Below are 25944 nucleotides of genomic sequence, written 5' to 3' on the forward strand. Positions count from 1 at the left end.
AACGCTTGGCGTGTCGGGTGGCGCCAGTTCGCGTCGGTACTTGGGAGGCCCCGTCGGTGACCAGCACGGGTAGCGCCGGCGGAGCGCGACGCGCCCGCGCCCCCCGCCCCGGGCGGACGGGCGGTGCGGCCGCCCGCGCGCGCCTGCGCGTCAGCGCCCCGGTGGCAGCGCCCGGCGCGCCGAATCCGTCCGCGGGCCCGGCCGGCCCCATCGCGCGCCCCCGCCCCGCGTCATCCGCGTCCGCCACCGCCGGGTTCGCGCCCGCCTCGACCGTCGACCCTCGCACTGCCGCTGCCCGAGCCGCCGCCCCCCGCACCACCGCCCGGGCGGCCCCGGCCCACCGGGGCGCCCCCGGCGAGTCGTTCCCCGTCGGCGCCCCCGGGTCGGGCGAGGAGATCGGCGAGCGCACCCAGGGCAGCCTCTTCGACGTCGTCAAGGTCGCCATCGCGATGCTCGACACCTCCGGCCGGGTGGTGCTCTGGAGCCCGGCCGCCGAGGAACTGCTCGGCTGGCCCAGCGAGGTGCTGGTGGGCCGGCGGATCGAGGAGCTGATGGCCGACGAGCAGCGGGTCGCCGAGACCCGCGGGGCGTTCCGGATCGCGCTGCGCACCGGCGGCTGGAAGGGCCTGACCCAGCTGCACCACCGCGACGGCCCCAAGGTCCCGGTGGAGGCCCGGATCTCACTGCTGGTGGACGGCGACGGCACCCCGTTCCTGCTGGTCGCGCTCGCCGAGGCGCGCACCCTGCAGGCCGTGGAGCGCGACCTGGCGGTGCGCGACGCGCTCTTCGAGCAGTCGCCGCTGGGCATCGCGGTGCTGGACACCGAACTGCGCTACACCGCTGTCAACCAGACGCTGGCCGAGATGAACGGGGTGGCGGCCGAGGACCACCTCGGCCGCACCACCGGCGAGACGCTGCCCGAACGAGCCGCCGACGAGGTCAGCGTGATCCAGCGTCAGGTGCTGGCCACCGGCGAGCCGGTGATCGACGTGACGCTGGCCACCCAGAGCGCGGTCCGCTCGGGCTACCGGTCGATCTCCTACAGCCGGCTCACCGACCGCGGCGGCAAGGTGCTCGGCATCTCCGGCACCGTGATGGACGTGACCGAGCGCTACCGCGCGGTGGCCAAGGTCGAGCACTCCCGCCGCCGGCTCGCCCTGCTCAACGAGTTCGGCTCGCGGATCGGCGACCTGCTGGACGCCGCCCGGATCGCCCAGGAGCTGGCCGGCGCGGTGGTGCCCCGGCTCGCCGACTTCGCGGCGGTGATCCTGCTCCAGGCCGTGGCACACGGCGACGACCTGCCCCGGCACGCCCACGACCGGCGCACCTCGCTGCTCCAACTCGGCGTGGCGGCCGTGCAGGACGGCGAGGACGTCGAGGTGATGCTCCGCCGGGGTGCCCGGATCAGCTTCGCCGAGGAGTCCTGCTACGGCCGGGTGTTGCGCAGTGGAGTTCCCGAACTGCTGTCCGGAGCGGCGGAGTTGGCGGAGGCCACCTACCCCGGGGACCCCAAGGTGCGGGCCGCGCTGGCGCTCGGTGCGCACGCGATGCTGGTGGTCCCGCTGCGCGCCCGGGGCATCGTGATCGGCCTGCTGGTGCTCAGCCGGGCCGGCCGGCGCGAGGGCTTCGACCGCGACGACCTGGCCTTCTCGGTGGAGCTCGCCGACCGGGCCGGCAGCTCGCTGGACAACGCCCGGCTCTACGTGCGCGAACGCACCGCCGCGCTCACCCTGCAGCGCACCCTGCTGCCGCAGCAGGTGCCGCAGCCCACCGGCGTCGAGGTGGCCTACCGCTACGTGCCGGGCAGCAGCGGCACCGAGGTCGGCGGCGACTGGTTCGACGTGATCCCGCTGCCCGGCGACCGCACCGCGCTGGTGGTCGGCGACGTGATGGGCCACGGCCTGCGGGCGGCCGCCACGATGGGCCGGCTGCGCACCGCCGTGCGGGTGCTGGCCGCCCTCGACCTGCCACCCGACGTGCTGCTGCGCCACGTCCACGAGCTGGCCGACGACCTCGCCCAGGGGCCGGACGAGGCGCTGCTGGCCACCTGCGTCTACGCCGTCTACGACCCGGCCACCGCGCGGCTGACGGTGGCCAAGGCCGGCCACATCCCACCGGTGCTGGTGCGCCCGCCCACGCCGGGCCCGGCCCGCTCCGGCGGCCCGTTGCCCGGTGGTGAGGGCGAGGTGCTGGACCTGCCCTCGGGCGCGCCGCTGGGCGTCGGCGGGGTGCCGTTCGAGGCGGTGGAGCTGCTGATCCCCGAGGGCAGTGTGTTGGCGCTGTGCACCGACGGCCTGGTCGAGTCCCGGGACAAGGACCTCGACGTGGGCCTGGGCCGGTTGCAGTCGGTGCTGGAGAAGCCGTACGTGTCGATCCAGCACGCCTGCGAGGCGGTGCTCGACACCATGGAGCAGGGCCGCGAGCCCGACGACGTGGCGCTGCTGCTGGCCCGCCTGGGCCGGGGCGAGGAGGGCTCGCGCACCGTGGGCTGGACGCTGCCGGCCGAGCCCACCGCGGTCTCCCGGGCCCGCAGGCTGGTCCGCGGCGCGCTCCAGGAGTGGGGCATGGAGGAGCTGAGCGACACCGCGGAGCTGCTGGTCAGCGAGCTGGTGACCAACTCGGTGCGGTACGCCAGCGCACCGATCGGGGTCCGGCTCACCCTCGGCGACACGCTGCTGGTGGAGATCTCCGACCCGCTGCCCGACCCGCCCAGGGAGCGCCACGCGGCCGCCGCCGACGAGGGCGGCCGGGGGCTGGAGCTGGTGCGCCGGCTGGCGCTGCGTTGGGGCGCGCGGGCCGAGGGAATGGGCAAGGTGGTCTGGTTCGAGCAGGAATTGTCGGGGAAGGAGCCGGGACGAGATTGATCAGGGCACGGTTCGGTCAGATATTCGAATTTTCAAGGCTTGTTCACGTCTCGTCCGCCAGGCAGGCGCACGGGAGCGGACCAGGGGCGCGAGGGTGGCAGGTTGGTGGCGCGGAACCAGGGGCAAAATCCTTCGCCCGATTTGATGTTGTGATGTTGGGGGCGTGTGCGCTTGCCCTCGGATGATGAATACTCGGTCATCTCAGGTCTTCTCGACATCCGGATGGGCGCGGGTTGGAGGGGTCGGTCCTTGAACAGCTTGCCGGCGCGGGAGGCGCTGAGTGGTAGCGGCCATATCGCTGTGCCCGGACAGTCGGGTGCACCGGTGACTGGCCTCGCCGCGGCCGCCGTCCCGCCCGTCCCCGAAACCCACCCCGGGACCGATGGCGAGGCCGTCGGCACCGAGGCCGCCGACACCGGGCCGGCGGACGTCGAGCGCACTGATGCTGAGCGCACCGACGTCGAGCTGACCGACGTCGAGCTGGCCGAGGTCGCCGCGGGCCAGCCGCTCGGCTCGCCGCGCTGGGGCGAGGGCGACCCGGGCTCGATCTACGAGTTCATCCGCGTCGCGACCTTCGCGATCGGCCCCGACGGGCTGATCAGCCAGTGGAGCGAGCGGGCCGCCGACTTCTTCGCGGTGCCCGCTGCCGAGGCGCTGGGTGCCGACCCGGTGACCACCCTGGTGCCGCGCGAGCTGTGGCGGCGCGGCCGCGCCAGGCTGGAGCGCACCCTGGCCGGCGAGGAGTGGGTCGGCACCGCGCCCTACCGGGGAGCGGACGGCCGCGAGGGCCTGGCCGAGGTCTACCTGATGCCGGCTGTCGGCCCCAATGGCGAGCAGGCCGCGCAGGAGAGCTCGCCGGGCGCGCTCTGCCTGGCCGTCGACCTCGGCAGGCTGCGCCGGATCGAGACCGAGCTGGCCGCCTCCGAGGCCGTCTTCGGGCAGACCCCGAGCGGTTTCTTCCTGTTCGACCGGCAGCTGCGGCTGCAGCGGGTCAACCGGGCCTTCGCCGAGGCGGTCGGGCTCGAACCCGAGGCGCTGGCCGGGCGCGGCGCGCACGACCTGTTCACCACCAGCGAGGCCGAGCGCCTGGAGTCCGCGCTGCGCCAGGTCCTGCAGACCGGCGATCCGGTGGTCGACCTGCGGTTCAGCGGCGCCGTGCCGACCCGGGCCGGCGAGCGCCGCTGGGCGATCTCGCTCTACCGCCTCACCGGACCCGGCGAGCGCCCGATGGGCGTGGCCGGGCAGGTCAACGACATCACCAGCCGGCATGTGGCCGAGCGCGAGGCGGCCGGGGTGCGCCGCAACCTGGCGCTGGTCAACGAGGCCAGCGCGCACATCGGCTCCACCCTCGACCTGGAGACCACCGCCAAGGAACTGCTCGACGTGGTCGTCCCGCAGTTCTGCGACCTGGCCACCGTCGACCTCTACTCGTCGTTGCTCTCCGGCGAGAGCGGCCCCTCGCTGACCGGCGCCGGCGGCCACCCGTACGACGGCAGCGGCGAGCTGCGCCGGGTGGCGGTCTCCAGCGTGGTCGGCGCCGGCGCGGTGGGCTTCGGCTCGCTGCTCGGCGGCGACCAGGGCGGCTACCCGGACCAGGCCTACGGCGCACGCCTGGCCGCCGCCGAGGCCGGCGGCACCCTCTGCTACCCGCCGCGCTCCCCGCACGCCCGGGCACTGCGCACCGGGCGCAGCGCGATCCCCGACCCGGGCCCCGACCCGCTGCTGCGCAGCACCCTGGTGGTCCCGCTGGTGGCCAGGGACGTGGTGCTCGGCCTGATCCAGCTCTCCCGGGCGATCGGCAGCGAGCCCTTCGACGCGCGGGACGTGGCGATCGCCGAGGAGATCGCCGCACGCGCCGCCGTCTGCGTGGACAACGCGCGGCTCTACCGGCGTGAGCACGAGCGGGCACTGATCCTGCAGCGCAGCCTGCTGCCCCCGGGCAACCCGGAGGCCAGCGGCCTGGAGATCGCCTGCCGCTACCGCCCCAGCAACAACAACACCGAGGTCGGCGGCGACTGGTTCGACGTGATCCCGCTGCCGGGCAACCGCACCGCGCTGGTGATCGGCGACGTGATGGGCCGCGGCCTGCGCGCGGCCGTGGCGATGGGCCAGCTGCGCACCGCGGTGCGGACCCTGGCCATGCTCGACCTGGAGCCGGCCGAGGTGCTCGGTTCGCTGGACGAGATCGCCCGGGGCCTGGGCGATCCGGGCCCCGGCTCGATGCCCGGCTACGGCAGCCAGCGCACCGGCGACAACGACGCCCCCGAGGTCTACCTGGCCACCTGCGTCTACGCGGTCTACGACGCGGTCACCCGGCGCTGCGTCTTCGCCAACGCCGGCCACCTGCCCCCCGCGCTGCTCAGCCCGGGCGAGCCGGCCCGGATGCTCGACGTGCCGCCCGGCCTGCCGCTGGGCGTGGGCGGCGAGCCGTTCGAGGAGGTCACCCTGACCATCCCCGACGGCGCCCTGCTCGGCCTCTACACCGACGGCCTGGTGGAGTCCCGCAAGCACCAGCTGGACGAGGGCCTGCAGGCCTTCCGGATCGCCCTGGAGAACGGCGCGCCGGTCCTGGAGACGCTCTGCGACGAGGTGCTGAACGAACTCGACCCGCACCACGGCGAGGACGACATCGCCCTGCTGCTGGCCCGGGTCCGGGCGCTGCCCGAGGACGCGGTGGGCGACTGGCAGCTGCCCCCCGAGCCGACCTCGGTGGCCAAGGCCCGCGAGAGGGCCTGCGCCTGGCTGCTGACCCGGGGCCTGGACGACCTGGTGGACACCACCGAGCTGCTGGTCAGCGAGCTGGTGACGAACGCGCTGCGGCACGGGCGCGGCGACATCCGGGTACGCCTGCTGCGCGACGCCACGGTGGTCTGCGAGGTCTGGGACGACGGGTACGCCCAGCCGCGCCGGCGCCGGGCGCAGGAGACCGACGAGGGCGGGCGCGGCCTGCAGCTGGTCAGCCTGCTGGCCGAGCGCTGGGGCAGCCGGCGGACCCCGCACGGGAAGATCGTCTGGTTCGAGCTGGGCCTCTGAGCCTCGTGCGCCGGGCCCCTCCCGCTCGGGAGGGGCCCGGCGGCGTGGTCAGTCCCGCGGGCGCAGGCCGATCTTCGACCCCAGCCAGACCAGCGGGTCGTACTTGCGGTCGGCCACCCGCTCCTTGAGCGGGATCAGCGCGTTGTCGGTGATCCTGATGTGCTCCGGGCAGACCTCGGTGCAGCACTTGGTGATGTTGCAGTAGCCCAGGCCGTGGGTGTCCTGGGCGCTCGCCCGGCGGTCCAGGCCGGTGGCGTCGGCCGCGTCCAGCGGGTGCATGTCCAGCTCGGCCACCCGCATCAGGAAGCGCGGCCCGGCGAAGGCCGCCTTGTTCTCCTCGTGGTCGCGCACCGCGTGGCAGGTGTCCTGGCACAGGAAGCACTCGATGCACTTGCGGAACTCCTGCGAGCGCGCCACGTCCTCCTGCCGCATCCGGTACTCGCCGGGTGCCAGCCCCGCCGGCGGCACGAAGGCGGCCACCTCCCTGGCCTTGGCGTAGTTGAACGTCACATCGGTGACCAGGTCGCGCACCGAGGGGAAGGCGCGCAGCGGGGTCAGCACCACCGGCTCGTCGGGCGGCAGCACGGACATCCGGGTCATGCAGAGCAGCCGCGGGCGCCCGTTCACCTCGGCGCTGCACGAGCCGCACTTGCCCGCCTTGCAGTTCCACCGCACCGCGAGGTCGGGGGCCTGGGTGGCCTGCAGCCGGTGCACCAGGTCGAGCACCACCTCGCCCTCGTTGACCGGCACCCGGTACGAGACGAACCCGCCCACCCCGCCCTCGCCCCGCCAGATCCGGAACTCCCTGTCAGTCGTGCTCATCGGCCAGCTCCTCCGGGGTGAAGTACTTCGCCAGTTCGGTGCGGTCGAACAGCGCCAGCAGGTCGGACCGGACCGGCGGATTGGGCTGCCGCTCCACCGACAGCCGGCCCTCCGTCAGCGAGCAGACCAGGTTGACCCGCCGCCAGTCCCGGTCCATCCCCGGCCAGTCCTCCCGGGTGTGCCCGCCGCGGCTCTCCCGGCGCAGCAGCGCGGCGCGGGCCACGCACTCCGAGACCAGCAGCATGTTGCGCAGGTCCAGCGCCAGGTGCCAGCCCGGGTTGAACTGCCGGTGGCCCTCCACCGCCACCGCCTCGGCCCGGCGGGCCAGCGCCGCCAGCCGGTCCAGCGCCTGCTTCATCTCGCCGGCCCGGCGGATGATCCCGACCAGGTCGTTCATGGTCTGCTGGAGCTCCTGGTGCAGCGTGTACGGGTGCTCGCTGCCCTCGCCGAACGGGGCCAGGGCCTGGGCGGCGGCCGCCTCCAGCTGGGCCTCGTCGAGCGCCGGCCGCTCGGCCGCCCCGGCCGCGTACCGCGCCGCGTGCAGTCCCGCGCGGCGGCCGAAGACCAGCAGGTCGGAGAGCGAGTTGCCGCCCAGCCGGTTGGAGCCGTGCATCCCGCCGGCCACCTCGCCGGCGGCGTAGAGCCCGGGGACGGCGGGGCTGGCCGCGGTGTCCGGGTCCACCTCCACCCCGCCCATCACGTAGTGGCAGGTCGGACCGACCTCCATCGGCTCGCGGGTGATGTCGACGTCGGCCAGCTCCTTGAACTGGTGGTGCATCGAGGGCAGCCGCCGGATGATCTCCTCGGCCGGCAGCCGGCTGGAGACGTCCAGGAAGACCCCGCCGTGCGGGGTGCCGCGCCCGGCCTTGACCTCGGAGTTGATCGCCCTGGCCACCTCGTCGCGGGGCAGCAGCTCGGGCGGGCGGCGGTGCCCGGCGGGGTCGGCGTACCAGCCGTCCGCCTCCGCCTCGGTCTCGGCGTACTGGCCGCGGAACACCTCGGGCACGTAGTCGAACATGAACCGCTTGCCCTCGCTGTTGCGCAGCACCCCGCCGTCGCCGCGCACCGACTCGGTGACCAGGATGCCCTTCACCGAGGGCGGCCAGACCATGCCGGTGGGGTGGAACTGCACGAACTCCATGTTCAGCAGCCGGGCGCCGGCCAGCAGCGCCAGCGCGTGGCCGTCGCCGGTGTACTCCCAGGAGTTGGACGTCACCTTGAACGACTTCCCGATCCCGCCGGTGGCCAGCACCACGGCGGGGGCGGCGATGGCGAAGAACCGCCCGCTCTCCCGCTGGTAGCCGAAGACCCCCGCCACCCGGTCGCCGTCCTTCGGGCTGTGTTCCTTCAAGATCTGGGTGACCGTGTACTCCTGGAAGACCTTCAGCCCCGACTCGTAGTCGCCACTCTGCCGGTGGTCCTCCTGCTGCAGCGCCACCACCTTCTGCTGCAGGGTGCGGATCAGCTCCAGCCCGGTCCGGTCGCCCACGTGCGCCAGCCGCGGGTACTCGTGGCCGCCGAAGTTGCGCTGCGAGATCCGCCCGTCCTCGGTCCGGTCGAAGAGCGCGCCCCAGCTCTCCAGCTCCCAGACCCGGTCGGGCGCCTCCTTGGCGTGCAGCTCGGCCATCCGCCAGTGGTTGAGGAACTTGCCGCCGCGCATGGTGTCGCGGAAGTGCACCTGCCAGCTGTCGCCGCTGTTCACGTTGCCCATCGAGGCCGCGATGCCGCCCTCGGCCATCACGGTGTGCGCCTTGCCGAAGAGCGACTTGCAGATCACCGCGACCCGCATCCCCTGTTCGCGGGCCTCGATCGCGGCCCGCAGCCCGGCCCCGCCGGCGCCGATCACCACCACGTCGTAACTGTCGTGAGCGTCGTAGCTGTGGATCTCCGTCACCGTCCCCTCCTCAGAAGAACCTCGGGTCGCTGAACGCACCGGACGAGACCAGGTAGACGTACAGGTCGGCCAGCCCGACCGAGGCCAGCGAGGCCCAGGCCAGCTGCATGTGACGGGCGTTCAGCCGTCCCACCAGCTGCCAGGCCCGGTAGCGCACCGGGTGTTTGGAGAAGTGCCGCAGCCGGCCGCCGACGATGTGCCGGCAGGAGTGGCAGGAGAGCGTGTAGGCCCAGATCAGCGCCACGTTCACGAGCAGCACCAGGGTGCCGAGCCCGGCGTGCCCCCAGGCGCCCTTGGCGTCGCGGAATCCGAGCACCGCGTCGTAGCTCAGGATCGCGGCCACCGGGATGGCCAGGTAGAAGAAGTACCGGTGCAGGTTCTGCAGGATCAGCGGGAACCGGGTCTCGCCGGTGTACCTGGCGTGCTGTTCGCCCACCGCGCAGGCCGGCGGCGAGGCCCAGAAGGCGCGGTAGTAGGCCTTGCGGTAGTAGTAGCAGGTCAGCCGGAAGCCGAGCGGGAAGATCAGCACCAGCAGGGCGGGGGAGAGCCGCCACCAGTTGCCGATCAGCGCCCAGTCGGCCCCGCCGCGCATCGGCACGCAGGTGGTGGCGAGGCAGGGGGAGTAGAAGGGCGAGACGTACGGGGCGGCGTAGTAGTGGCTGCCACTGAAGGCCCGCCAGGTCGAGTAGCCGATGAAGACCAGCAGGCCGGCCGCCGTGCTCAGCTGGGGCAGCCACCAGCGGTCGGTACGGAGAGTGCGTTCCGGTATCGCAGCGCGCTTGGTCGTGATGGCCATCCTGTGAGTGTGACCTTGATCACAACAGGTCGGAAGACCTCGGACGGGATTGACTCTGCGCCGATCGGAGGACAACTTGTCGTGTCGTCAGCTCTTCGCCCTGATGCGGGAGTTGAGTGGGCGCCATGAAGAGCATCAGGGTGCTCGCGGCCGCCGCACTGATCGGCGCACTGGCGGGCTGCTCCGGCGCGCAGGGTCCGGCCACGCCCTCCCAGTCCGCCTCCGACCTCACCCCCGCCGACCGCGGCTCGGTCCGCGAGGGCGGCACACTGCGCTGGGCGGTGGACGCGGTTCCCGCCTCGCTGGACGTCTTTCAGGCCGACGCCACCGCGGACACCGCGCTGATCGCGCACGCCCTGCTGCCCAGCTTCTTCCGGCTGGACGACCGCGCCCGCCCGGTGGCCGACCCGGACTACCTGGCCGGCGCCGACGCGGCGGGCCGCACCGTCACCTACCGGCTCAACCCGAAGGCCGTGTGGAGCGACGGCACGCCACTGACGGCGGCCGACTTCAGCGCCCAGTGGGCGGCGCTGCGCGGCGTCCACCCCGGCTACGCGGCGATCGAGTCGGTCGCGCCCGGCGCCGACCCGCACCAGGTCACGGTGGTCTTCAAGCACCCGTACGCGGAGTGGCAGAGCCTGTTCAGCCCGCTCTACCCGGCCGCCGGGATGCCCCGCAGCGCCGGCCCGCTGACCCTGCAGACGCTGGACGCCAAGGCCGGGCGGGCGGTCCTGGTGCGCAACGCCCGCTGGTGGGGCGATCCGCCCAAGGTCGACGAGCTCGACTTCCTGGCCACCGCGGACCGGCTGGACGCGCTGACCCAGGGCAAGGTCGACGTGGCCGCGCTGGAGGGCAGCGTCGACCACCCGCCGGGCGCCAGGTCCACCGACGCGCTCGACTCCTCGATGCAGGCGCTGCGGCGGGCCCAGACGCTGCCCAACATCACCCTGCACCGCGCGGCGGCCCCCGCCTTCACCCAGCTCACCTTCAACGGCTCCCGTGGCCCGATGGCCGACGCCGCCGTGCGCCGCGCGGTGGCCGCCTGCGTGGACCGCAAGAAGCTCGTCCAGTCCGCGCTCGGCCCGCTCGGCCTGCCCGCGGCCCCGCTCGGCAACCACCTGCTGATGACCGACCAGGGCGGCTACCGGGACGACAGCGCCTACCTGGGCGCCACCGCCAAGCAGCTGCACCTGGAGCTGAACCTGCTCTACCCGGACGGCTCGGCCACCGCCCGCCGCACCGCCGACGCCCTGGTGGCGCAGCTGGCCCCGCAGGGCGTCACCGTGCACCCGCGGCCCGCCGCACCCGACAGCTTCGTCCACGACCACCTGGCCACCGGTGACTGGGACCTCGCGCTCTTCTCCTGGCCCGCGACCGCCTTCCCGGCCACCGACGAGCGTCCGCTCTACGCCAAGCCGCAGCCGGGCCCGGACGGCAAGCCGGTGGCGGGCCTGAACTACGGCGGCTCCGGGACGGACGAGATCGACCGGCTCTTCGACCAGGCCGCGGCCGAGCCGGACCAGGCCAAGCGGACCGCGCTGCTCCAGCAGGCCGACGCCGCGATCTGGGAGCTGGGCCACTCGGTGCCGCTCTACCAGCGCCCGGATCTGGTGGCTGTGCGCACCGGTGTGGCGGGTGCGGGTGCCTACGGCTTCGGCTGGCCGCGCTACCAGGACCTGGGCTTCCGGCGCTGAGCTGGTCCTCCGCTTCGCGTCACCGGTGGGCGGCCACGTACCATAGGACAAGCCGTGGCATGGTAAGCCCGGCGGGTGGACCGGGACAGGCCGGGGCGCCACAATCCACGACTCCGGGAGAGTTCGCTCCGCATGCCCACGCGCAATGACATCCGCAACGTCGCCATCGTCGCCCACGTCGACCACGGGAAGACGACCCTGGTCGACGCGATGCTCAAGCAGGCCGGCGCTTTCGCGGCTCACCAGCACCTCGACGACCGCATGATGGACTCGAACGACCTGGAGCGCGAGAAGGGCATCACCATTCTCGCGAAGAACACCGCGGTCAAGTACCACCCCAAGGAGGGTGGCGCGCCGATCACCATCAACATCATCGACACCCCTGGCCACGCCGACTTCGGTGGCGAGGTCGAGCGCGGTCTGTCGATGGTGGACGCGGTCGTGCTGCTGGTCGACGCCTCCGAGGGCCCGCTGCCGCAGACCCGCTTCGTGCTCCGCAAGGCGCTCACCGCCAAGCTGCCGGTGATCCTCTGCATCAACAAGACCGACCGCCCGGACTCCCGGATCGACGAGGTCATCAACGAGACCTACGACCTCTTCCTGGACCTGGACGCCACCGAGGAGCAGATCGAGTTCCCGATCGTCTACGCCTGTGCGCGGGACGGCATCGCCTCGCTGACCAAGCCGGAGAACGGCACCGTGCCGGCCGACAGCGACTCGCTGGAGCCCTTCTTCTCCACCATCCTGGCGCACGTCCCGGCCCCGGAGTTCGACGCGGACGCCCCGCTGCAGGCGCACGTCACCAACCTGGACGCCGACAACTTCCTCGGCCGCATCGCGCTCTGCCGCGTGGAGCAGGGTGAGCTGCGCAAGGGCCAGCAGGTCGCGTGGATGAAGCGGGACGGCTCGATCCAGCAGGTGAAGATCACCGAGCTGCTGATGACCGAGGCGCTCACCCGCAAGCCGGCCGAGGTGGCCGGCCCCGGCGACATCTGCGCCGTCGCGGGCATCCCGGACATCATGATCGGCGAGACCCTGGCCGACCTGGAGAACCCGATCGCGCTGCCGCTGATCACGGTGGACGAGCCGGCCATCTCCATGGTCATCGGTACCAACACCTCGCCGCTGGTCGGCAAGGGCGGCAAGGGCCACAAGGTCACCGCCCGCATGGTGAAGGACCGCCTGGACCGCGAGCTGATCGGTAACGTCTCGCTCCGCGTGCTGCCGACCGAGCGTCCGGACGCCTGGGAGGTCCAGGGCCGTGGCGAGCTGGCGCTGGCCATCCTGGTCGAGACCATGCGCCGGGAGCTCTTCGAGCTGACCGTCGGCAAGCCGCAGGTCGTCACCAAGCTCGTCAACGGCAAGGTGCACGAGCCGGTCGAGCGGATGACCATCGACAGCCCCGAGGAGTACCTCGGCGCGATCACCCAGCTGATGGCCGTCCGCAAGGGCCGCATGGAGACCATGACGAACCACGGCTCCGGCTGGGTGCGCATGGAGTTCATCGTCCCGTCGCGTGGCCTGATCGGGTTCCGCACCCAGTTCCTCACGGACACCCGCGGCACCGGCATCGCGCACAGCATCTTCGAGGGCCACGAGCCGTGGTTCGGCGAGCTGCGGATGCGTAACAACGGTTCGCTGGTGGCCGACCGCGCGGGCGTCGTGACGCCGTTCGCGATGATGGGCATCCAGGAGCGTGGCACGCTCTTCGTCGAGCCCACCACCGAGGTGTACGAGGGCATGATCGTCGGCGAGAACTCGCGCCAGGACGACATGGACATCAACATCACCAAGGAGAAGAAGCTCACCAACATGCGTGCCGCTTCCTCCGACACCACCGAGAACCTGGTGCCGCCGCGCAAGCTGTCGCTCGAGCAGTCGCTCGAGTTCTGCCGCGAGGACGAGTGCATCGAGGTGACCCCGGAGACCGTGCGCATCCGCAAGGTCGTGCTGGACCAGAAGGAGCGTGGCCGCAGCGCCTCGCGCGCCAAGAAGAACTGACACGACGCCAGCTCTTCGCCCAGCGGCGCCCGTCAGCCGGTTCCCCTTCGGGGGAGCCGGCTGACGGCGTTTCGGCCACCCGTTCGGCGGCACCGGGCGCCCGTGTGGCCCTGCTGCGGGTGCGTCGCCACGGCTGGACCCCTCGAATGGGATGTGATGCCTCACACACACCACGAGGAGGTCCTTCATGCCTGCAGCCACCCGAGTGCGCTGGGCCATGATCGCTGTGACGTCGGTGGCGCTGGCGGCCACCGGTTGCAGCAGTAGCAAGAGCAGCAGCAGTGGCGGCGGCTCGGGCGGTGGCGTCGTCAAGGCATGGTGGGGAGATCCGCAGAACCCGCTGGAGCCGGCCAACACCAACGAGGTGAACGGCGGTGCGGTGGAGAACATGATCTTCGCCGGACTGGTCCAGTACGACCCCAAGACGAGTGCGGCGAGCAATGCCAACGCCGACTCGATCACCTCCTCCGACCAGCAGAACTGGACGGTCACGCTGAAGCCGGGCTGGAAGTTCAGCGACGGCACCGCAGTGACCGCCAAGTCCTATGTGGACGCCTGGAACTACGGCGCACTGTCCACCAACAAGCAGGTCAACGCCAGCTTCTTCCAGTACATCCAGGGCTACAACGACGTCGCCCCGGCCAGCGGCTCGCCGACGGCGCAGACCATGTCCGGCCTCAAGGTGGTCAACGACAACACGTTCACGGTGGCGCTCAGCCAGAAGTTCTCCACCTGGCCGCAGACCCTCGGCTACAACGCCTACTACCCGCTGCCGGCCAGCTTCTTCAGCGACCACGCGGGGTACCTGAACAAGCCCATCGGCAACGGGCCGTACATGATCCAGTCGTACACCCGCAGCCAGCAGATGCAGCTGGTGCCGAACCCGGACTACAGCGGCACCAACAAGCCGAAGAACGGCGGCATCAACCTCATCGTCTACACCGACCCCAACGCCGCCTACTCCGACCTGCAGTCCGGCGCCCTGGACATCGACAACACGCTCTCCACCACGGCGATCAAGACGCTGGCGAGCGGGCCGAGCGGTGGTCGTTTCATCAACACGCCGGCCGGCATCATCCAGACCATCTCCTTCCCGCTGTACCAGTCCAACTGGAACACCGACAACGCGAAGCTGGTCCGGCAGGGCATCTCCATGGCGATCGACCGGCCCACGATCGTCAAGAACATCTTCACCAACACCAGGACGCCGGCCACCGACTGGACCGCCCCGGTGCTGGGCGCCACCGGCGGGTTCAAGGACGGCCTCTGCGGTGACCTGTGCACCTACAACCCGACCAAGGCCAAGCAGCTGATCGATCAGGGCGGCGGCATCCCCGGCGGCCAGCTGACCATCAGTTACAACGCCGACGGCGGCCACAAGGACTGGGTCGACGCCACCTGCAACAGCATCAACCAGGTGCTGGGCAACAACAACGCCTGCGTCGGCAACCCGATCGGCACCTTCGCCGACTTCCGCAACCAGGTCACCGGCAAGAAGATGACCGGTGCCTTCCGGACCGGCTGGCAGATGGACTACCCGCTGATCCAGGACTTCCTGCAGCCGGTCTACACCACCGCCGGCTCGTCCAACGACTCGCACTACAGCAACCCGCAGTTCGACGCCCAGGTGAACAAGGCCAACGCGGAGCCCGACCAGGCCACCTCGGTCTCCGACTTCCAGGATGCCGAGCGGATGCTCATCACCGACGTGCCGGCCATCCCGCTCTGGTACCAGAACGGCACCGTGGCCTGGTCCAGCCGGGTCAGCAACGTGATGCTCGACCCGTTCAGCGTCCCGGTCTACACCGAGGTCACCGTCAGCTAGCCGGTAGCGGCGGCCGGTTCCCGTGCGGAGCCGGCCGCCGGTCTTCGCCCGCCCAGTGGAGGTTCGCATGGGACGCTACGTCCTGAGGCGCCTGCTCCAGATGATCCCGGTGTTCATCGGGACCACCTTCCTGATCTTCGTCATGGTGCACGCGCTCGGTGACCCGGTGAACGCGCTCTTCGGCGACCGGGCCCCGGACCCGGCCGTGGCGGCGCAGATCCGGGCCCAGTACAACCTGAACGATCCCCTCTGGCTCCAGTACGTCAAGTACATGGGCAAGCTCTTCCAGTGGGACTTCGGCACCACCTTCAGCGGTCAGACGGTGACCTCGCAGCTGGCAGCGGCCTACCCGGTCACCCTCAAGCTCACCGCGGTGGCCTTCGTCATCGAGGTGGTCTTCGGCATCGGCCTGGGCCTGCTGAGCGGACTGCGGCGGGGCGGGGTCACGGACAACTCGGTGCTGATCCTCACCCTGGTGGTCATCTCCGTCCCGACCTTCGTCACCGGCTACGTGCTGCAGTACCTGGTCGGCGTGAAGTGGGGGGTCCTGCCGGCCACGGTCGGCTTCGACGTGACCTTCAAGTCGCTGATCCTGCCGGGCATCGTGCTGGCCTCGGTCTCGCTCGCCTACGTCGCCCGGCTGACTCGCACCACGGTCGCGGAGAACACCAAGGCGGACTACGTGCGCACCGCGGTGGCCAAGGGGCTGCCCAGGCGCCGGGTGGTGCTCAACCACCTGCTGCGCAACTCGCTGATCCCCGTCGTCACCTTCCTGGGCACCGACCTGGGCGCGCTGATGGGTGGCGCGCTCGTGACGGAGCGCATCTTCAACATCCACGGCGTCGGCTACACCCTCTACCAGGGGATCGTGCGGCAGAGCACCAACACCGTGGTCGGCTTCGTGACCATCCTGGTCATCGTCTTCCTGCTGGCCAACCTGCTCGTCGACCTGCTCTACGCGGTCCTGGACCCGAGGATCCGGTATGCCTGACCAGGAGAAGTACAACCAATCGGACCCGATGGCGGGGGCCGGGGACGAAGACGAGGAGATGCAGAGCGCGGTCGAGAGCCGGACTCTCGACCTCGGCACCATGGAGGCCGAGACCCTGATCAAGGCCGAGCGGCTGGCCGACCACCCGGAGACCGCGGCGGCGGAGGAGCGGGTGGAGCCGCGCAGCCTCTGGCAGGACGCCTGGCGGGATCTGCGGCGCAACCCGATCTTCATCATCTCCGGGCTGCTGATCCTCTTCCTGGTCATCGTGGCGCTCTGGCCCAGCCTGCTCACCTCGACCAACCCGCTCACCTGCGACCTGAGCAAGTCGCAGCAGGGCCCCACCTCCGGCCACCCCTTCGGCTTCGACACCCAGGGCTGCGACGTCTACGCCCGCACCGTCTACGGCGCGCGCGCCTCGATCACCGTCGGCGTCTGCGCCACCGCCGGCTCGGCGATCGTCGGGACCCTGCTGGGCGGCATGGCCGGCTTCTTCGGCGGCTGGGCGGACTCGGTGATCTCCCGGGTCGCCGACATCTTCTTCGGCATCCCGATCCTGCTGGGCGGCCTGGTCTTCCTCTCGGTGATCTCCACCAGGTCCATCTGGATCGTGGTGGCGTTCATCGTGGTGCTCGGCTGGCCGCAGCTGGCCCGCATCGCCCGCGGCGCGGTGATCACGGCCAAGCAGCAGGACTACGTCACGGCGGCCCGCGCGCTCGGCGCCGGCAGCGGGCGGCTGATGATCCGGCACATCCTGCCGAACGCGGTGGCCCCGATCATCGTGGTCGCCACCATCGCGCTGGGCACCTACATCGCGCTGGAGGCCACGCTGAGCTTCCTCGGCGTCGGCCTCAAGCCGCCCACGGTCTCCTGGGGCATCGACATCTCGGCCGCGTCGGACACCTTCAGCATCGCGCCGCACATGCTGCTCTTCCCCGCCGGGGCGCTGAGCATCACGGTGCTCGCGTTCATCATGCTCGGCGACGCGGTCCGCGACGCCCTCGACCCCAAGCTGCGCTGAGGAAGGGTCATCACCGATGAGTAGCAGCAGCATCAGCGCCCAGCCGCGCGAGACCACCGCGGACACCGAGGAGTCCCCGCTGCTGGAGGTCCGCGACCTGCACGTGGAGTTCCGCACCCGGGACGGGGTGGCCACAGCCGTCAACGGGGTGAACTACTCGGTGCGGGCCGGTGAGACGCTGGCCGTGCTGGGTGAGTCGGGCTCCGGCAAGTCGGTCACCGCCCAGGCCGTGATGGGCATCCTGGACAGCCCGCCCGGCTTCGTGACCGGCGGTCAGATCGTCTTCAAGGGCCGCGACCTGCTCACCCTGAACAAGGAGGAGCGGCGCAAGATCCGCGGCTCGCAGATGGCGATGATCTTCCAGGACGCGCTCTCCTCGCTCAACCCCGTGCACACCGTGGGCGCGCAGCTGGGCGAGATGTACCGGGTGCACCGAGGGGCCTCGCGCAAGGAGTCCAAGGCCAAGGCCATCGAGCTGATGGACCGGGTGCGGATCCCCGCCGCCGCGGCGCGGGTCGGCAACTACCCGCACCAGTTCTCCGGCGGCATGCGCCAGCGCATCATGATCGCGATGGCGCTGGCCCTGGAGCCCGACCTGATCATCGCCGACGAGCCGACCACCGCGCTGGACGTCACCGTCCAGGCCCAGGTGATGGACCTGCTGTCGGAGCTGCAGGCCGAGTACCACATGGGCCTGATCCTGATCACCCACGACCTCGGGGTGGTCGCCGACGTCGCCGACAAGATCGCGGTGATGTACGCCGGGCGGATCGTCGAGACCGCGCCCGTGCACGAGCTCTACGCGAAGCCGGCCCACCCCTACACCCGGGGCCTGCTGGACTCCATCCCGCGGCTCGACCAGAAGGGCCGGGAGCTCTACGCGATCAAGGGACTACCGCCCAACCTGCTGCGCATCCCGCCCGGCTGCGCCTTCAACCCGCGCTGCCCCCGGGCCCAGGAGATCTGCCGGACCACCGTGCCGCCGCTCTTCGACGTGACGGACGCGAACGGCGCGCCGCTGCCGGGGCGGGCCAGCGCCTGCCACTTCTGGAAGGAGACCCTCGATGACTGACGGCGCCACCGCGCTCGGCGCGCCCGTGCCGCAGGACGCGACCGTCGGCCGGCCGGTCTCCGACGGCGAACCGATCCTGGCGATCCGCGATCTGGTCAAGCACTTCCCGCTGACCCAGGGCGTGGTGGTGAAGAAGCAGATCGGGGCGGTCAAGGCGGTGGACGGGGTCTCCTTCGACCTGCGCAAGGGGGAGACGCTGGGCATCGTCGGCGAGTCCGGCTGCGGCAAGTCGACGCTGGCCAAGGTGCTGATGAACCTGGAGCCGGCCACCTCGGGCTCGGTGCGCTACAAGGGCGAGGAGATCTCCCGGCTCTCCGGCAACGCGCTCAAGGCGGTGCGGCGCAACATCCAGATGGTCTTCCAGGACCCGTACACCTCGCTCAACCCCCGGATGACGGTGGGCGACATCATCGGCGAGCCGTACGAGATCCACCCCGAGGTGGCGCCCAAGGGCGAGCGGCGCAAGGCCGTCCAGGACCTGCTGGACGTGGTCGGGCTCAACCCGGAGTACATCAACCGGTATCCGCACCAGTTCTCCGGCGGCCAGCGGCAGCGGATCGGCATCGCCCGCGGGCTGGCGCTCAAGCCCGAGGTGATCATCTGCGACGAGCCGGTCTCGGCGCTGGACGTCTCGGTCCAGGCGCAGGTGATCAACCTGCTGGAGAAGCTGCAGAACGAGTTCGAGCTGTCGTACATCTTCATCGCGCACGACCTGTCGATCGTGCGGCACATCTCGGACCGGGTGGGTGTGATGTACCTGGGCAAGATGGTGGAGATCGGCTCGGACCTGGAGATCTACGACCACGCCACGCACCCGTACACCCAGGCGCTGCTCTCCGCGGTGCCGGTGCCCGACCCCGCCTCGCGACAGGCCCGGGACCGCATCGTGCTGACCGGCGATGTGCCCTCGCCCGCCGACCCGCCCTCGGGCTGCCGCTTCCGCACCCGCTGCTGGAAGGCCCAGGAGCGCTGTGCGACCGAGGAGCCGCTGCTGGCCCGGCCGTCCTGGCTGACGGGGTTGGCGGCGCATGAGTCGGCGTGTCACTTCGCGGCGGAGCGCGACATCGGGCAGAGCGCGGCGGAGCGCGAGGTCGAGCAGAGCGCGGCGGAGCGCGACATCGAGCAGAGCGCGGCCGAACCCGAGCCCGGGCAGAGCGCGGCCGAACCCGAGCCCGGGCAGAGCGCGGCCGAACCCGAGCCCGGGCAGCAGCCGGACAGCGGGCCCGGGAGCGAGAACCCCGCCCCGTGAACACGCGACGGTGAACACGCGAGAGGGCCCCCTCCACCCGGAGGGGGCCCTCTCGTCTGCCTGCTGCCCGATCAGTCCTTGGCCGGCTTGGCCTTGGTCTCCGCCGGCTTGGCACCGTCCTTGGAGATGCGAACGGCATCGGTGGTGCTGCCGTCCTCGGGGAAGTGGCAGGCCGTCAGGTGGCCCTCGGCGCTGCCGCTGAGCTGCACCAGCGGCGGCTCCTCGGTCGCGCACTTCTCCTGCGCCTTCCAGCAGCGGGTGCGGAAGCGGCAGCCCGACGGCGGGTTGAGCGGCGAGGGGACGTCACCGGTGAGGCGGATCCGGTCGCTGGACTCGTTGTCCGGGTCGGCGTCCGGCGCGGCCGACAGCAGCGCGTGGGTGTACGGGTGACGCGGCTTGGTGTAGATCGACTCGCGGTCGGCGATCTCGACCACCTTGCCCAGGTACATCACCGTGACGCGCTGCGAGAAGTGCCGCACGATCGACAGGTCGTGCGCGATGAAGACGAAGGCGATGCCCAGGTCGCGCTGCAGACCCTGGAGCAGGTTGACCACCTGGGCCTGGATCGACACGTCCAGCGCGGAGACCGGCTCGTCGGCGATGATCAGCTTCGGGTTGAGCGAGAGCGCGCGGGCCACACCGATGCGCTGGCGCTGGCCGCCGGAGAACTCGTGCGGGAAGCGGTTGTAGTGCTCCGGGTTGAGGCCGACGATCTCCAGGAGCTCCTTGGCCCGGGCGGCACGGCCGCCGGGCGGGTTGATCCCGTTGATCTCCATCGGGCCGGTGATGATCGTGCCGACGGTGTGCCGCGGGTTCAGCGAGGAGTACGGGTCCTGGAAGATCATCTGGATCTCGGACCGGATCGGTGCCAGCTCCTTGCGGGAGGCGTGCGCGATCTCCTGGCCGTTGTACTTGATCGAGCCGCTGGTGGGCTCGTACAGCCGGGTGATCAGGCGCCCGGTGGTCGACTTGCCGCAACCGGACTCGCCGACCAGGCCCAGGCTCTCGCCCGCGCCCACGGAGAAGCTGACGTTGTCGACCGCCTGCACCGCGCCGACCTGGCGCTTGAACGGGAAGCCGCCCATCACCGGGAAGTGCTTGGTGAGGCCGTCGACCTCCAGCAGCGGGGCGCCGGGGGCGGCGGGCTTGCCGGCCGACTTGGTCAGAGTCTGCTCTGCGCTCATGGGGTTTCCTTGGCTCCTTTACCGAGGCTCAGCTGCTCAGCCGGGGCAGGATCTGCTCGGTGAGGATGGACTGCTTCTGCGCGGCGGTGAGGTGGCAGGCGGACAGGTGCCCGTTGGCCAGCTCCAGCGCCGGGCGCTCGGTCTCGCACTTGTCGCCGACCACCAGCTCACGGTACGCGCAGCGCGGGTGGAAGGCGCAGCCGGTCGGGGGGTTCAGCAGCGACGGCGGGGAGCCCGGGATCGGCTCCAGCGGCACGTCCACCGAGGCGTTGATCCGCGGGATCGAGCTCAGCAGGCCCCAGCCGTAGGGGTGCTGGGAGGTCTTCAGCACCTCGCGCATGGTGCCGCGCTCGACCGCGCGCCCCGCGTACATCACCAGCACGTCGTCCGCGATCTCGCGGATCACGCCGAGGTCGTGGGTGATGAAGATGATCGAGGTGCCGGACTCCTGCTGGAGGTCCTTGAGCAGGTCGACGATCTGGGCCTGCACGGTCACGTCGAGCGCGGTGGTCGGCTCGTCGGCGATCAGCAGCTCGGGGTCGCAGACCAGGGCCATGGCGATCATGGCGCGCTGGCGCATACCGCCGGAGAACTGGTGCGGGTAGTCGTCCACCCGGGTCTGCGGCTGCGGGATGCCGACGCGGCGCAGCATCTCGATCGCGCGCTCGCGGCCTTCCTTCTTGTTCGCGCCGGTGTGCTTCATGAACGGCTCGGCGATCTGCCGGCCGATCGTGTAGTACGGCGAGAGCGCGGCCAGCGCGTCCTGGAAGATCATCGCCATCTTGTTGCCGCGGAGCTTCTCGAGGTCCTTCTGCGAGGCCTTGAGCAGGTCCTGGCCCTCAAGGACGATCGAGCCCTCGATGGTGGTGTTCTTCGGGTTGTGCAGGCCCATCACGGCCAGGTTGGACACCGACTTGCCGGAGCCCGACTCACCCACGATCCCGAGGGTCTTGCCCTTCTCCAGGTCGAACGTGAGGTTGTTGACGGCCTTGACGATGCCGTCCTCGGTGCGGAAGCGGACCTGGAGGTCACGCACCGAGAGGAAGCTGCTGCCGGCCTGGGGCGCCGGGACGGCCTCGGACTTGGTGAGGGTGCTCACGGTCGGATCTCCTCTGGGGCGGGGTGGTGCGGGACTGACACGGATACGGAGGGGGTCATCCCAGCCGGACCCGGGGGTCGAGGAGACCGTAGACGGCGTCGACGATGATGTTGAAGACCAGGATGGAGATCGAGCTGAAGATCAGCACGCCGAGCTCCAGGTTGATGTCCGCCGAGGTGACGGACTTGACCGCGAGGAAGCCGAGGCCCTGGATGTTGAAGGTGAACTCGGTGATGATCGCGCCGGAGAAGACAACGCCGAGGTCGATGCCGAAGATCGTGATGATCGGGGCCATCGCGCCGCGCAGCGCGTAGCGCCACCAGACGTAGGAGCTCGACATGCCCTTGGCCCGGGCGGCCCGGATGTGGTCCTCCGACAGTTGCTCGAGCATCAGCGAGCGGACCTGGCGGGTGTAGTTGGACCAGAAGATCACCGACATCACCAGGCAGGGGAGGAGCATGCCCATGAAGCAGCCCCAGGGGTCCTGGGTGATCGGGATGTACTGCGGGCGGTTCAGCCAGCCCAGGTTGTAGACGAAGAGGGTCATCGCCAGCGGGCCGATGAAGTAGATCTGGGTCGACTGGCCGATCAGCGAGATCGAGCTCGCGATCCGGTCGATGATCGTGCCCTGCTTCCACGCGGAGAGCATGCCCAGGCCGACGCCGATGACCAGGAAGCAGGCCGCGGCGCCGATCGCCAGCACGAAGGTGGCCGGGTAGTTGGAGACGATCCGGCTCCAGACGAACTGCTGGGTGTTGTACGAGTAACCGAAGCACGGGGCCGCGCACTTGCCGATGCTGCCCATGTCCTGGCCGACGAACAGGCCGCTGATGTAGTCCCAGAACTGGGTGGTGATCGGCCGGTCCAGGTGCATGTTCTGCCGGATCTGGGCGAGCAGCTGGGGGCTGCAGCCCTTGGGGCAGTTCAGCTGGGCCGCGTCCACCGGCATGGTGTGGAAGGCGAAGAAGGTCAGGCAGATGAGTAGGAACATGATGACGATCGCGCCGAGCGCCCGGCGGATGAGAAATCGGAGCATTGAATGAGCTCTTCCGAGAGAGGGCGCCAACGGCGGCCACGTCGTGGAGAGTGCGACCGCCTGGGGGACAGGCGGTCAGCACGTCCCCCGGGCGGGGCCACCCGACGTGGGTGGCCCCGCCCGGGGGAGTCGGCCCGGAGGCCGACTCCGGGTCCGGTGCTTACTTGATGAAGACGCTGGAGGGGTCGATGCAGCCGAGGCCCGGGTTGTAGGCCACGCCGCCCAGGCCGGAGCCGTAGACCTGGAAGAACTTGTCGTACGCGTACGGGATCTGCGGGACATCGGTGCTCAGGATCTTGTCCGCGAGCTGCATCCACTGAGCCGAAGCGTCGTTGGGGTCGGCGACCGCGCCGATCTTGTCCATCTCGGCGTTCATCGCCGGGTTGTTGTAGTGCGAGTAGTTCGGCGCACTGTTGGCGATCTGGCGACCGTCCAGGGTCGGCGGGATGACCGTCGAGCCGTTCGGCCAGTCCGCGCCCCAGCCGGTGCGGTACATGTCGAAGCCGTTGTCGGTCTTGCCGATCTCGGTGTAGTACGTGGTCGGGTCGAGCGCCTTGGTCTCGACGTTGAAGCCGGCCCGGTTCAGCGCGTCCTGGATGGTCGCGGAGATGGTCTGCCACCTCGTGCTGTTGGAGTAGGCGAGCACGATGTGGTAGCCGAGCTTGTTGTCGTCCTGCAGGATCTTCTTGGCCGCGGCCGGGTCACCGGACGGGTTGGCCTTGATGCCCAGCGGGTCGGTGTCCTTCCAGCCGGAGACCGTCGGGCTGACCAGGTTGCCGGCGAGGTCACCGGCCGCTGCGCCACCGAACTGGCGCAGCACCGCGGCGGTCGGGAAGGCCTTGGCCATCGCCTGGCGGACCTTGACGTCGGTCACCCGGCTGGTGTTGATCGAGAAGACGTCGACGTACGGCTGGTACTGGCTGATCGTCCGGCTCTTGTACTGCGGGTCGTTCTGGATCGTCTGGGTCATACTCGGGTCGGCGTTCTGGACCAGGGTCAGCGCGTCGTTGTCCGTCCCGGCGCCACCCATCAGACGCTGGGTCAGCTGCGGGTTGCTGACGTTGAGCTCGAACACCCAGCTGTCCACGTACTGGTGGCGCAGCGGGTCGGTCTTCGGGTCCCAGTTGGGGTTCTTGACCAGGGTCAGCGACTTCTCCGGCTGGTAGTCCTTGATCTTGTAAGGACCGATCGAGACCGGGTGGTTGTTGTAGTCCTGCTTGGTGTCCGCGGACTTCTCGATCGCGGTGACGTCGGGCATCGCGGCCGCGAAGTTCGCGTCCGAGTGAACACCCTGGAAGTGGAAGACGATGGTCTGCGCGTCCGGCGTACCGATCACGCTCTCGGGCAGGTCACCGTGGTCCGGGCCCTGGTAGGCCTTGCGGTAGTCGTCACCGGAGAGCCAGCGCGGGAAGTAGGTCGGGCCGCTGGTCTGGTAGTCCGCGTAGAGGCGCTCGATCGCGTACTTGACGTCCTTCGAGGTGATCGGCGTGCCGTCCTCGAACTTCAGGCCGTCCTTCAGCGTCCAGGTCCAGGTCTTGCCACCGTCGGAGGAGGTGCCCGTGTCGGTCGCAAGGTCGCCGACCAGAGAGGTCTTGCCGGTGGCCGGGTCGGTCTTGTAGTTCGTCAGCTGGCGGCTGTAGAGCATGCCGACGGCCTGGTACTCGTTGACGTACTGCTGGCTCGGGTCCAGGTAGTCGAAGCCGGCGGCCTCGATGCCGTGCGCCGTGCCACCCTGCTTCGCCCCGGGGACGTCGGCAGCCGGGCCGGTGGAGTCGGCCTTGGAGCCGACGGAGATCGTGGACACCGAAGCGGCCGGGCCCTTGTTGGCGCTGTCGGACTTGGTGCCGCCGCCCCCACCACATGCCGTCAGCGTGAGGGCGCTGACCGCCACGAGCGCCGGCATGAGTGCTGCCTTGCGAAGTCTCATTGGTTCCTACCTGTCACTGGTCATGAACTGTCTAACCAGCGCGGACCGGCGGGGCGGCATTGCCCCGGGGTGGCCGGTGCTGGGGGGAGCGGGCGAAACAGGGTGCTACAAGGGGGTGGAGCGGCTTAGCGGATGGTCTTCGGGTCGAGCGCGTCCCGGACCGCATCCCCGAACTGGTTGAACGCGATGGTGAAGATCATCAGCGAGAGACCGGGGAAGATCAGGTAGGTCAGGTCGTTGCGGTAGTTGTTCACCGCGTCCTGGAACATCAGGCCCCAGTCGGGGGTCGGCTCGGTCATACCGACGCCGAGGAAGGAGAGACCGGCCTCCGCGGTCACCATGGCCGGCAGCAGCAGGGTCATCTGCACCAGGATGGTGGTCGCCAGGTTGGGCATCAGCTCCTTGAAGATGATGCGCCAGGAGGAGGCTCCGGTGATCTTGGCGGCCTCGACGTACTCGCGCTCGCGCAGGCTGAGCGAGAGGCCGCGCAGCAGGCGGGCGGTGGCCATCCAACCGAGGAACGTCTGCACCAGCACGATCGCGATGACGCGCATGTAGACCGGGGTCGGCCGGTCCATCGGGACGAAGGCGGCCAGCACGATCGGGGTGAAGGCGATGAAGAAGAGCTGCTGCGGCAGGGCCAGCAGCAGGTCGGTGAAGCGCCCGACGAAGTAGTCGATGCGGCCGCCGAGGTAGCCCTGGGCGACGCCGATCACGATACCGACCACACCGGAGAAGATGGTGATGAGCAGGCCGATGCCGAGCGAGGTACGGATGCCGTAGACCAGCTTGGCGAAGATGTCGTAGCCGGCGTTGGGCGTGACACCGAACCAGTGGGTGCCGCTCATGCCGCCGTTCGCGCCGATCGGCACGCCCGAGTCGTCGAGCAGGCTCATGTCGCGCACGCCGTAAGGGATGTAGGGCGACTGGCCGTACAACTTCGTGATCACCGGTGCGAGGATCGCGATCAGAATGTAGAGGATCACGATCGCGGCGCAGAACACACCGATGCGGTTGCGCTTGAAGCGGCTCCAGGCAATCTGGCCCGGGGTGCGCCCGAGGAGCGCAGCGGGCTTCTTGCCGCCGTCTCCTGTCGCGGACGCGACGAGGACCGGCTCGGTCTCTGTCGTGTCCTCAGTTGGCGTCGTCATGGTGCGAAAGCTCCCGCCGGTGTGGTCTGTGCAGCAGCAACGAGGAAGAAGTTGGTCGAACGGACTCTCGCAACTCGTTTATCGAACGTCAAGAGTTTCTCTGTAGCTGGACGCGCAGTTTTGGCTTCGTTCTGGAATGTCCATCAGGTTGTAGCTTTCAGATACTTGACAGCCTCATGACGAGACGTACTAAAACGGACATAAGATGGCAAAGCTCGTTCATAAGTTCGTAACGAGGGCTTAGTCGTACCGGTATCTGAACGCGGGAAGCCGCTCTTTGTAGGG

General features: G+C 70.3%; 17 protein-coding genes. 9 read left to right on the plus strand and 8 right to left on the minus strand.

All coding sequences use genetic code 11. From position 1 onward, the window contains the following. The first annotated feature begins 56 nt into the window (after positions 1 to 56). Complete coding sequence (locus ACFZB9_RS05600; RefSeq protein WP_391443865.1) at positions 57 to 2864, plus strand: SpoIIE family protein phosphatase; 2808 nt, start codon at positions 57 to 59, stop codon at positions 2862 to 2864. A gap of 324 nt (positions 2865 to 3188) precedes the next feature. Continuing rightward, the gene (locus tag ACFZB9_RS05605; RefSeq protein ID WP_391443867.1) at positions 3189 to 5897 is read left to right on the plus strand and encodes a SpoIIE family protein phosphatase; all 2709 of its coding nucleotides are present in this window, start codon (positions 3189 to 3191) and stop codon (positions 5895 to 5897) included. A gap of 48 nt (positions 5898 to 5945) precedes the next feature. Here the strand turns inward: ACFZB9_RS05605 and ACFZB9_RS05610 are convergent, their stop codons facing one another. The 3 genes from ACFZB9_RS05610 to ACFZB9_RS05620 are packed head-to-tail and all read right to left on the minus strand — an operon-like array spanning position 5946 to position 9409. After that, positions 5946 to 6719 carry a succinate dehydrogenase/fumarate reductase iron-sulfur subunit gene (locus ACFZB9_RS05610; RefSeq protein ID WP_391443869.1) on the minus strand — a complete coding sequence of 258 codons (774 nt, stop codon included), beginning with the start codon at positions 6717 to 6719 and terminating at the stop codon, positions 5946 to 5948. Then, complete coding sequence (locus ACFZB9_RS05615) at positions 6706 to 8613, minus strand: fumarate reductase/succinate dehydrogenase flavoprotein subunit (protein WP_391443871.1); 1908 nt, start codon at positions 8611 to 8613, stop codon at positions 6706 to 6708. Before ACFZB9_RS05615 ends, ACFZB9_RS05610 begins: the two co-directional genes overlap by 14 nt. A 10-nt stretch (positions 8614 to 8623) precedes the next feature. After that, positions 8624 to 9409 carry a hypothetical protein gene (locus tag ACFZB9_RS05620; RefSeq protein ID WP_391443873.1) on the minus strand — a complete coding sequence of 262 codons (786 nt, stop codon included), beginning with the start codon at positions 9407 to 9409 and terminating at the stop codon, positions 8624 to 8626. A gap of 125 nt (positions 9410 to 9534) precedes the next feature. On the opposite strand from ACFZB9_RS05620, the gene ACFZB9_RS05625 reads away from it, so the two are divergent. The 7 genes from ACFZB9_RS05625 to ACFZB9_RS05655 all read left to right on the plus strand — a co-directional run bounded on the left by ACFZB9_RS05625 (position 9535) and on the right by ACFZB9_RS05655 (position 19262). Then, a complete protein-coding gene (locus tag ACFZB9_RS05625; RefSeq protein WP_391443874.1) occupies positions 9535 to 11103 on the plus strand; it encodes an ABC transporter family substrate-binding protein in 1569 nt (522 codons plus the stop codon). Positions 11104 to 11235: 132 nt separating this feature from the next. Continuing rightward, positions 11236 to 13104 (plus strand): translational GTPase TypA, encoded by a 1869-nt coding sequence (gene typA, locus ACFZB9_RS05630; protein ID WP_391443876.1) that lies wholly within the window; start codon positions 11236 to 11238, stop codon positions 13102 to 13104. Positions 13105 to 13291: 187 nt separating this feature from the next. Further along, positions 13292 to 14929 carry an ABC transporter substrate-binding protein gene (locus ACFZB9_RS05635; RefSeq protein ID WP_391443878.1) on the plus strand — a complete coding sequence of 546 codons (1638 nt, stop codon included), beginning with the start codon at positions 13292 to 13294 and terminating at the stop codon, positions 14927 to 14929. A 67-nt stretch (positions 14930 to 14996) separates the two neighbouring features. After that, positions 14997 to 15920, plus strand: coding sequence for an ABC transporter permease (locus ACFZB9_RS05640; RefSeq protein ID WP_391443880.1), 924 nt, complete (start codon positions 14997 to 14999; stop codon positions 15918 to 15920). Continuing rightward, entirely contained in the window at positions 15913 to 16941 is a 1029-nt protein-coding gene (locus tag ACFZB9_RS05645; RefSeq protein WP_391443882.1) for an ABC transporter permease, read from the plus strand. Before ACFZB9_RS05640 ends, ACFZB9_RS05645 begins: the two co-directional genes overlap by 8 nt. A gap of 16 nt (positions 16942 to 16957) precedes the next feature. Continuing rightward, positions 16958 to 18013 (plus strand): ABC transporter ATP-binding protein, encoded by a 1056-nt coding sequence (locus ACFZB9_RS05650; protein ID WP_391443884.1) that lies wholly within the window; start codon positions 16958 to 16960, stop codon positions 18011 to 18013. Next, entirely contained in the window at positions 18006 to 19262 is a 1257-nt protein-coding gene (locus tag ACFZB9_RS05655; RefSeq protein ID WP_391443886.1) for a dipeptide ABC transporter ATP-binding protein, read from the plus strand. The genes ACFZB9_RS05650 and ACFZB9_RS05655 overlap by 8 nt, the downstream gene beginning before the upstream one ends. A gap of 71 nt (positions 19263 to 19333) precedes the next feature. Here the strand turns inward: ACFZB9_RS05655 and ACFZB9_RS05660 are convergent, their stop codons facing one another. The 5 genes from ACFZB9_RS05660 to ACFZB9_RS05680 form a co-directional block, all read right to left on the minus strand. After that, the gene (locus ACFZB9_RS05660; protein ID WP_391443887.1) at positions 19334 to 20446 is read right to left on the minus strand and encodes an ABC transporter ATP-binding protein; all 1113 of its coding nucleotides are present in this window, start codon (positions 20444 to 20446) and stop codon (positions 19334 to 19336) included. Positions 20447 to 20474: 28 nt separating this feature from the next. Then, the gene (locus tag ACFZB9_RS05665) at positions 20475 to 21545 is read right to left on the minus strand and encodes an ABC transporter ATP-binding protein (protein ID WP_391443889.1); all 1071 of its coding nucleotides are present in this window, start codon (positions 21543 to 21545) and stop codon (positions 20475 to 20477) included. A 55-nt stretch (positions 21546 to 21600) separates the two neighbouring features. Continuing rightward, positions 21601 to 22581, minus strand: a complete 981-nt coding sequence (locus ACFZB9_RS05670) for an ABC transporter permease (RefSeq protein ID WP_391443891.1) — start codon at positions 22579 to 22581, stop codon at positions 21601 to 21603. 160 nt (positions 22582 to 22741) lie between these two features. Further along, positions 22742 to 24484, minus strand: coding sequence for an ABC transporter substrate-binding protein (locus ACFZB9_RS05675; RefSeq protein ID WP_391443893.1), 1743 nt, complete (start codon positions 24482 to 24484; stop codon positions 22742 to 22744). Positions 24485 to 24633: 149 nt separating this feature from the next. After that, entirely contained in the window at positions 24634 to 25659 is a 1026-nt protein-coding gene (locus tag ACFZB9_RS05680; protein ID WP_391443895.1) for an ABC transporter permease, read from the minus strand. Positions 25660 to 25944: the final 285 nt, after the last annotated feature.

Origin of the sequence: Kitasatospora sp. NPDC008050, assembly GCF_042957465.1 — a bacterium.
Taxonomy (GTDB): domain Bacteria; phylum Actinomycetota; class Actinomycetes; order Streptomycetales; family Streptomycetaceae; genus Kitasatospora.